We start from the raw sequence: 8,726 nt of genomic DNA, 5'->3' as shown, positions 1-8,726 counted from the left end.
GGCCGAGGACCGGCAACGGGGCCACCGCTTGCTCGGGCACCGGCACCAGCCAGCGGCCCAGCCGGCCGAGCCGGCCGACGGGGTGGGCCTGCCGGTGGGCGCGCAGGTGCTCGATGGCCTCGGGCTCGGTCCGGGCGAAGCGGACGAGCAGGCCGACGATGAACAGGGTGAGCACCAGCGAGGTGCCGCCGGCCGAGATCAGCGGCAGCGTCACGCCGGTCACCGGCAGCAGGCCCACGACGTAGCCCATGTTGATGAAGGCCTGCCCGATCAGCCAGACGGTGATCGCGACGCTGGCGAGCTGGACGAACCGGTCGGTGGCGCGCCGGGCGATCCGGAAGCCGGCGTAGGCCAGCACCCCGTAGAGCGTGATGACCACCAGGCAGCCGAGGAAACCGAGCTCCTCGCCGATGATCGCGAAGATGTAGTCGCTCTCGGCGTGCGGGAGGATGTTCCACTTCATCCGGCTGTTGCCCAGCCCCACCCCGGTGAAGCCGCCGGTGGCCAGCGCGTAGAGGCCCTTGATGGCCTGGAAGCCGCCGTCCTCGGGGTCGGCGAAGGGGTCCAGGAACGAGAAGACCCGGGCCGCGCGGTAGGAGGCGGACAGCGCGGTGACCACCAGCCCCGCGGCGCCGACGACGAGGAAACCGGCGATCCAGCGGCCGGGCAGCCCGCCGGACCACAGCAGCCCGGCGACGACCAGGGCCAGCCCGACGGTCGCGCCCATGTCGGGCTCGGCGAGCACGAGCGCGGCCAGCAGCAGGAACGCCGGCACGACGGGCACCAGCAACGCCTTGGTCGTCAGCCACTTCTCGCGCAGCGCGATGACGTGCGCCCCCCACAGCGCGAGCACCAGCTTGGCCAGCTCGGAGGGCTGCACGTCGACCACGCCCAGGCTGATCCACTGCCGGGCGCCGTTGAGCTCCTTGCCGATGCCGGGCACCAGGACCGCCAGCAGCATCAGCGCGACGACGACGAGGGCGATGCCGGAGTAGCGGCGGAGGTAGCCCACCGGCAGCCGGACGGCGACCAGCGCGAGCACCACGCCGACGACGGCGAAGACCAGCTGCCGCACACCCGGCAGCCACGCCGGCTCGCCGTCCAGGGCGGCCTCGACGCTGGAGGCGGAGAACACCATGACCAGGCCGATCGCCAGCAGCAGGCCGGCCGACCCCAGCACCAGGTGCGCGCTGGTCATCGGGCCGTCCAGCCAGGCCGGGGCCCGGAACAGCGGGGCGCGGGAGGCCTGGGCCCCGCGCCGGGCGGCGCGGTCGGACGTCGCCGCACCGCGGGGGCGGGACGGGTGGGCAGTGCGGGTAGGTGCGTCCGTGTCCGTGCTGGCAGCCATGCCGGCCCCCGTCAGCGAAGGGCGCGGACCGCGTCGGCGAAGGCGCGGCCCCGGTGCGCGTAGTCGGTGAACACGTCCATGGACGCGGCGGCCGGTGCCAGCAGGACGGTGTCACCGGGACGGGCCAGCGCGGCGGCCGCGCGCACCACCTCGCCCATCACCGCCTCAGCCGTCCCGCTCGTCACACCGGTCACTCCGACATCGTCACCGCTGGGGACCTCGGACCGTGGGACCGACGGGGCGTGTCGCGCCAACGACCTGGCCAGGACGCCCCGGTCGCGGCCCAGCAGCACCACCCCGGCCAGCCGCGGGGCGACCGCGGCGACCAGCTCGTCGACGTCGGCGCCCTTGAGCAGCCCGCCGGCGATCCAGACCACCCGGGGGTAGGCGGTCAGGGAGGCGCCGGCGGCGTGCGGGTTGGTGGCCTTGGAGTCGTCGACGAAGTCCACGCCGTCCACGGTGGCCACCAGCACGTTGCGGTGCGCGCCGCCGCGGAACCCGGCCAGACCCGCGGCGACGGCGGCGGCCGGCACGCCCGCGGCCCGGGCCAGCGCGGCGGCCACCAGGGCGTTGGTGACGTTGTGTGGCCCGCTCACCTGCAGGGCCGAGGCCGGCAGCAGCTCGTCGTCGGCGGCGAACGCCCGGTCCACCAGCACGCCGTCGCGGACGCCGAGCTGCCCGACGGCCGGCTCCCCGAGGGTCACCGTGACCGGGTGCGGGTGCGCGGCGACCAGCGCCGCCGCGACCGGGTCCCCGGCGTCGCCGACCGCCAGCGGTGCCCGGGCCAGGATCTTCGCCTTGGCCTCGCGGTAGGCCTGCGGGCTGCCGTGCCAGTCGACGTGGTCGTCGGCGACGTTGAGCACCGCCGCGGCGGCCGGGGCGATCGAGGACGACCAGTGCAGCTGGAAGGAGCTCAGCTCCACGGCCACCGCGTCGAACTCCGGGACGCCGTCGGCGTCGACCGCGGTGACCACCTCCACCAGCGGCCGGCCGACGTTCCCGGCGGCCACGGCCCGCCGTCCCCCGGCCAGCAGCAGGGCCTCGAGCATGGTGACGGTCGTGGTCTTGCCGTTGGTGCCGGTGACGGCGTACCAGGGCGCGGGGTCGCCGCCGGGCAGCGGCGCGCGCAGCCGCCAGGCCAGCTCGGGCTCCCCCACCACCTCGACGCCGGCCCGGTGGGCGGACACCAGCAACGGCGAGTCCGGCCGCCAGCCCGGCGAGGTGACCACCAGGTCGACGTCGTCCGGGCAGTCGCCGACCGCCCCCAGCCAGACCGCGCCGGCGGCCTCCAGCTCGGCCCGGGCGGGCGGGTCGCCCGCGTCGGCGAGCAGCACGGCGTCCCCGCGGGCCAGCAGCACCCGCGCCGCGGCGACCCCGGAGACGCCGAGGCCGGCGACCAGGACCCGGCCCAGGGCGCCGGTCACAGGCCGGTGAGGGAGAGCCAGTCGGCGTAGAACGCGCCGATGCCGAAGGCCACCGCCATCCCGGTGACCAGCCAGAACCGCACGATGACGGTGTTCTCGGCCCAGCCGGCGAGCTCGAAGTGGTGGTGCAGCGGCGCCATCCGGAACACCCGCCGCCGGGTGGCCTTGAAGAACGCGATCTGGATGGCCACCGACAGCGTGACGGCGACGAACAGGCCGCCCAGCACGACCAGCAGCAGCTCGGTGCGGGTGACCACGGCGATGCCGGCCATCAGCCCGCCCAGCGCCAGCGAGCCGGTGTCGCCCATGAAGATCCGCGCCGGTGAGGTGTTCCACCACAGGAAGCCCAGGCAGGCACCCATCGCGGCCGCGGCGACCAGCGTGACGTCGAGCGGGTCGCGCACGGTGTAGCAGCCGGCGACGACGCCGGAGGCGCAGTCGTGGCCGAACTGCCAGAAGGAGATGACGACGTAGGCGCCGAACACCATCGCCGAGCAGCCGGCGGCCAGGCCGTCCAGGCCGTCGGTGAGGTTGACGGCGTTGGAGAACCCGGAGATGAACAGCAGCGCGAAGACCAGGAACAGCACCGCGGGCAGGGCCAGCGGGGCGATGTCGCGCACGAAGGAGATGGCGGTCGACGCCACCGGGGGCCGGCCGCCGAACTCGACCAGCGCCAGCACGGCGAAGCCCAGCCCCACGACGGTCTGCCCGACCAGCTTGGCGGTCTTGTTCAGCCCCAGGCTGCGGCGGTGCCGGATCTTGAGGTAGTCGTCGAGGAACCCGACCACCCCGAGACCGACGAGCAGGAACAGCAGCAGCAGACCGGTGGTGGTGACCCCGCGGCCTGCCTGGCCGACCAGGAACAGGTGCGCCACGAAGTACCCGACGACGGTGGCCAGCACGATGACCGTGCCGCCCATGGTCGGCGTGCCCTTCTTGGACAGGTGGCTCTCGGGGCCGTCGTCGCGGATCTCCTGGCCGAAGCCCTGCCGGCGGAAGGTCTTGATCGCCACCGGGGTCATCAGGATGGAGACGATCAACCCGACGGCGGCGGCGATGAGGACGCTCTTCACGAGGCGGGTCCCCCGTCGGCCACCAGGTCGGCGGCGAGGAGCTCGAGCCCCTGCGCCCGGGAGGCCTTGACCAGGACGACGTCGCCCGGGCGCAGCACCTCCGCGAGCAGCTGGCGGGCGGCGGCCCGGTCCGGCACGTGCACCGATCCCTCCTCTGCCGCGGCGATGCCCGCCGCGTCCGGTCCCACGGCGACGACGAGGTCGACCGCCGCGGCGGCGTCGCGGCCGAGGCGGTGGTGCTCGTCGTCGGCCCCGGGGCCCAGTTCCCCCATCGCGCCCAGCACGGCGACCCGGCGGGTGCCGGTCATGCCCTGCAGCGCGGCCAGCGCAGCGCGCATGGACTCGGGGTTGGCGTTGTAGGCGTCGTTGACCACCACGACGCCGTCCGGGCGGCGGGTGACCTCCATCCGCCAGCGGCTCCGCACGGTCGCCCCCGCCAGCCCGGCGGCGACCTGGGCGGGGGTGAGGCCGGCGGCGAGGGCGGCGCCGGCGGCGGACAGGGCGTTGGCGACCTGGTGGGCGCCGACGACCTGCAGCCGCACCGGGTGCGACTCGCCGTCCGCGTGCAGGGTGAAGGAGGCCCGGGCGTCGTCGTCGAGGGCGACGTCGGTGGCGCGGACGTCGGCGTCCTCCCCCGTCCCGGTGAGCAGCACCCGGGCGGCGGTTCGGGATGCCATGGCCCGCACCCGCGGGTCGTCCGCGTTGAGGACGGCGGTCCCGGTGGCCGCCTCGGCGAGCTCGCCCTTCGCGGTGGCGATGGCCTCGGGGCTGCCGAACTCGCCCAGGTGGGCGGAGCCGACGTTGAGCACCACGCCGACGTCGGGCCGGGCGACCGCGCACAGCCGGGCGATGTGGCCGATGCCGCGGGCGCCCATCTCCAGCACCAGGAAGCGGGTGCCGGCGTCGGCCGACAGCACGGTCAGCGGCAGGCCGATGTCGTTGTTGAACGACCCGGGCGGGCTGACCGTGGGCCCGGCGGTGGACAGCACCTGGCCGAGCAGGTCCTTGGTGGAGGTCTTGCCCGAGGAGCCGGTGATGCCGACGGTGGTCAGCCCGGTCAGCCGCTCGTGCACCGCGTGCGCGAGCCGGCCGAGCGCGGCGACCGGGTCCTCGACGACGACCACGGCGTGGCCCTCGGCGGGCCGGGTGCCCAGCGCCCCGACGGCGCCCGCGGCCACCGCGGCGCCGACGAAGTCGTGGCCGTCGACCCGCTCGCCGGGCAGCGCGACGTACAGGTCACCGGGCCCGGCGGTCCGGGAGTCGACGGTCACCTTCCCCGTGACGGTCCCCCCGGGACCGGTGAGGGTGCCGCCGACGGCGTCGGCGACCTCGGCGAGGCCCAGCTCGATCACGACCGCGCCTCCAGTGCTCGTCGCAGTTCCACCCGGTCGTCGAAGGGGCTCGTGCTCCCGGCGACCTCCTGCCCGCTCTCGTGGCCCTTGCCGGCCACGAGCAGCGTGTCACCCGGGCCCGCGGCACGCACCGCCGCCTCGATCGCGGCCCGCCGGTCGCCGACCTCCCGGACCTCGCAGCGGGTGCCGGCGGGGATGCCGGCCAGCATCGCCGCACGGATCGCGGCCGGGTCCTCCGAGCGTGGGTTGTCGTCGGTGACCACCAGCAGGTCGCTGCCGGCGGCGGCCGCGGCACCCATGCCGGGGCGCTTGCCGGCGTCCCGGTCCCCACCGCAGCCGAGCACCGTGATCAGCCGGCCGGTGGTCCCCGCCCGCAGCGCGGCCAGCGCGGTGGTCACCGCGTCGGGGGTGTGCGCGTAGTCCACGAGCGCGGCGAAGGGCTGGCCGGCGTCCACCGGCTCCATCCGGCCGGGGACCACGGTGGTGGCGATGCCGGTCAGCGCGGCGTCCACCGGCACGCCGACGGCGTCCAGCAGGGCGACGGCCAGGACGGCGTTGGCCACGTTGAAGGCGCCGGGCAGCCGGACCTGCGCGTCGTGGGCCGCACCGCCCGGGGTGTGCAGGGTGAAGGTGGACCCGCCGGCGGGGACGGCGACGACGTCGGTGGCCCGCCACGCCGCAGCCGAACCGCGACCGGAGACCGTGACCGTGCCCTCGCGCAGCAGCCGGCGGCCGTGCGCGTCGTCGACGTCGACCACCTCGACCGCGGCGCGGCCGTCGAAGAGCATGGCCTTGGCCTGGAAGTAGCTCTCCTCGTCGCCGTGGAAGTCCAGGTGGTCGCGGGAGAAGTTGGTGAACCCGGCGGCGGCGAAGCGCACCCCGCCGACCCGGCCGAGGACCAGGGCGTGGCTGGAGACCTCCATGACCACCGCCCGCACCCCGGCATCCCGCATGCCGGCCAGCAGCGCGTGCAGGTCGGGGGCCTCGGGGGTGGTGCGGGCGCTGGAGACCTCGGTGACCTGGGGCTCGCCGTCCGGGCCGGTGCTGCGGGTGCGGGTCTGCACGGTGCCGATCAGCCCGCTGGGCCACCCGGCCGCGGCCAGGCCGGACTCCACCAGGTAGGCGGTGGTGGTCTTGCCGTTGGTGCCGGTGATGCCGATTACGGCCAGGTGGTCGGCGGGCCGGCCGTGCACCCGGGCGGCGACCTCGCCGAGCACCGCGCGGGGGTCGTCGACGACGAGCACCGGCAAGTCGGGGTCGGTGACCTCCGCGTGGCCGGCGGGGTCGGTGAGGACGGCGACCGCGCCGCCGGCGAGCGCCTGCGCCAGGAACCGGATGCCGTGGGCGCGGGCGCCGGGCAGGGCGGCGAACAGGAAGCCCTCGCCCACCCGGTCCGAGGCCAGGGACACCCCCGACACGCCGGTGGCCGGGCTGCCCTGCGCGGGCGGCCCGACCAGGTCGGCCAGCTCGGACAGGGTGGTGCTCACGGGTGCCCAACCTACCGGCGGGACACGCCCGGGCCGGGCACCGACCCGGTGCGGTGATCAGTTCGTCGGCGCGGTGCCGGTGAGCTGGAAGTCCGGGCGGGGGGTCCCCGAGGGGACGACGTCGTCGGCGGCGAGCACGTACTGCATGAGGTCGGCGAACACCGGTGCCGCGACCTGGCCGCCCTCGGCGTCGCTGTTCGGGCGCTCGAGGTCGACGGCGATCACGTACTGCGGGTCGTCGGCCGGGGCGAAGCCCACGAACGTCGTGAAGTACCCGCCGCCGGTGTAGCAGCCGCACTCGGGGTTGGCCCGCTGCGCGGTGCCGGTCTTGCCCGCCACCCGGAAGCCGGGGACCTCGCCCAGCGGCGCGGTGCCGCCCGGGCCGACGACGGCCTCGAGCATGTAGGCCATCTGCTGCGCGGTGGACTGGCTGATCACCCGGGTGCCGTCGGGCTGGGGCGCGGGCGTGACGGTGCCGTCGGGGGCGGTGGTGGACGCCACGATCCGCGGCGGGATGCGCACCCCGCCGTTGGCGATGGTCTGGTAGACCGACGCCATCTGCAGCGCGGTCACCGAGACGCCCTGCCCGATCGGCACGTTCGCCGCCCGGGACGCCGTCCAGTCCGTGGAGTCCTGCAGGATGCCGGCGCTCTCGCCGGGCAGCTCGATGCCGGTGGTGGAGCCCAGCCCGAAGGCCCGCATGTACTGCTCGAGCCGGGCGTCGCCGACCTCGCGGGCCAGCATGATCGTCCCGACGTTGCTGGACTTGGCCAGGATGCCGGTGACCGTCCAGTCGATCGGTGCGTGGTCGTGGGCGTCGGTGACGACGACGTCGCCGGCCTGGATGTGGCCGTTGACGCTGAGCACGGTGTCGGGGGTGGCGTGGCCGTCCTCGATGGCCGCGGAGAGGGTGACCGCCTTCATCACCGAGCCGGGCTCGAACACGTCGGAGATGGCGGGGTTGCCCAGCAGGTCGGGGTCGGTGGTGGAGGCCTGGGAGGGGTCGTAGCCCGGGCAGGTGGCCATGGCGACGACCCGGCCGGTGTGCACCTCCATGACCACGGCCGACCCGCGGGTGGTCTGGCCGTTGCTGCACTCGGTGGCCAGCCGCTGCTGCACCGTGTACTGCAGGTCCTCGTCGATGGTGAGCGTGACGTCGGAGCCGTCGACGGCGGGGGTGGACTCGTCGATGCCCGAGGGGATCGGGATGCCGCCGGCGCCGACCTCGACCCGCCGGGTGCCGTCGCTGCCCGCCAGCACGTCGTCGTAGCGCTGCTCGATCCCGGCCAACCCGTCGCCGTCGCGGCCGACGAACCCGACCACCTGGCCGCCGACGGTGCCCGCCGGGTACAGCCGGGTGGGCTGGTCCTCCAGCACGATGCCGGGCAGCCGCAGGGCGGTGATCTGGTCGCTGGTGGCGGTGTCGACGTGCTCGGCGAGCACGGAGTAGCGCCCGCTGGCGGTCAGCTCCTCCGTCAGCTGGTCGACGGGGACGCCGAGCAGGGTGGTCAGCGCCAGCGCGGTGCGCTCGGGGTCGTCGACGACCGTGGGGTCGGCGACCACCTTGGACGCCTCGACGGTGTAGGCCAGCGGGTTGCCGTCGCGGTCCAGGACCGCCCCGCGGATGGCGGCGATGTCGAAGACCCGCATCCGGTCGGACTCGGCGGCCCGGGCGTAGGCGGTGCCGTCGATGCCCTGCAGCACCACCAGCTTGGTGACCACCGCGACCAGCAGCAGCACCAGCAGGGTCAGCCCGAGCTTGTTGCGCTTGGTGCGCCCGGCCGGGGACAGCCCACGGGTGTGCCGGGTGCCGGGCGCGCGACGGGGGCGCAGCACGTCGGTGGAGGTCCGGCGGGGCGGGGTGGTGGTGCGGGCCGGGCGCCGGCTCGGGTCGGTGGGGCGGTGCGGCACGGTCAGCCTCCGGCCTGCTCGGTGGGCGGGGTCTCCGTGGGCGGGGTCTCCGTGGGCGGGGTCTCCGCGGGCGCGGTGTCCGTGGGTGCGGTCGGGGCGGTGGCCTCGGGTGCGGGTGCGGGGGGCGGCTC

General features: G+C 75.6%; 6 protein-coding genes. All 6 read right to left on the bottom strand.

Annotated features, from left to right (window positions below):
- The coding region (gene ftsW, locus NH342_RS20520) for a putative lipid II flippase FtsW (protein ID WP_253017800.1) at positions 1-1,348 on the bottom strand (1,348 nt) is incomplete at its 3' end.
- An 11-nt stretch (positions 1,349-1,359) separates the two neighbouring features.
- Positions 1,360-2,772 (bottom strand): UDP-N-acetylmuramoyl-L-alanine--D-glutamate ligase, encoded by a 1,413-nt coding sequence (murD, locus tag NH342_RS20515; protein ID WP_253017799.1) that lies wholly within the window; start codon positions 2,770-2,772, stop codon positions 1,360-1,362.
- Positions 2,769-3,845, bottom strand: a complete 1,077-nt coding sequence (gene mraY / locus NH342_RS20510) for a phospho-N-acetylmuramoyl-pentapeptide-transferase (protein WP_253017798.1) — start codon at positions 3,843-3,845, stop codon at positions 2,769-2,771. The genes murD and mraY overlap by 4 nt, the downstream gene beginning before the upstream one ends.
- Entirely contained in the window at positions 3,842-5,197 is a 1,356-nt protein-coding gene (gene murF / locus NH342_RS20505; protein WP_253017797.1) for a UDP-N-acetylmuramoyl-tripeptide--D-alanyl-D-alanine ligase, read from the bottom strand. The genes mraY and murF overlap by 4 nt, the downstream gene beginning before the upstream one ends.
- Positions 5,194-6,684: a UDP-N-acetylmuramoyl-L-alanyl-D-glutamate--2,6-diaminopimelate ligase gene (locus NH342_RS20500; protein ID WP_253017796.1), complete on the bottom strand. Its 1,491-nt coding sequence runs from the start codon at positions 6,682-6,684 to the stop codon at positions 5,194-5,196. The genes murF and NH342_RS20500 overlap by 4 nt, the downstream gene beginning before the upstream one ends.
- A gap of 57 nt (positions 6,685-6,741) precedes the next feature.
- A complete protein-coding gene (locus NH342_RS20495) occupies positions 6,742-8,595 on the bottom strand; it encodes a penicillin-binding protein 2 (RefSeq protein WP_253017794.1) in 1,854 nt (617 codons plus the stop codon).
- Between the last annotated feature and the right edge of the window lie 131 nt (positions 8,596-8,726).

Origin of the sequence: Klenkia sp. PcliD-1-E (assembly GCF_024124375.1) — a bacterium.
In the GTDB taxonomy this organism is placed as follows: Bacteria; Actinomycetota; Actinomycetes; order Mycobacteriales; family Geodermatophilaceae; genus Klenkia.
Note: the sequence above shows the minus strand (reverse complement) of the source record. Positions and strands in the feature narration are given on the sequence as shown.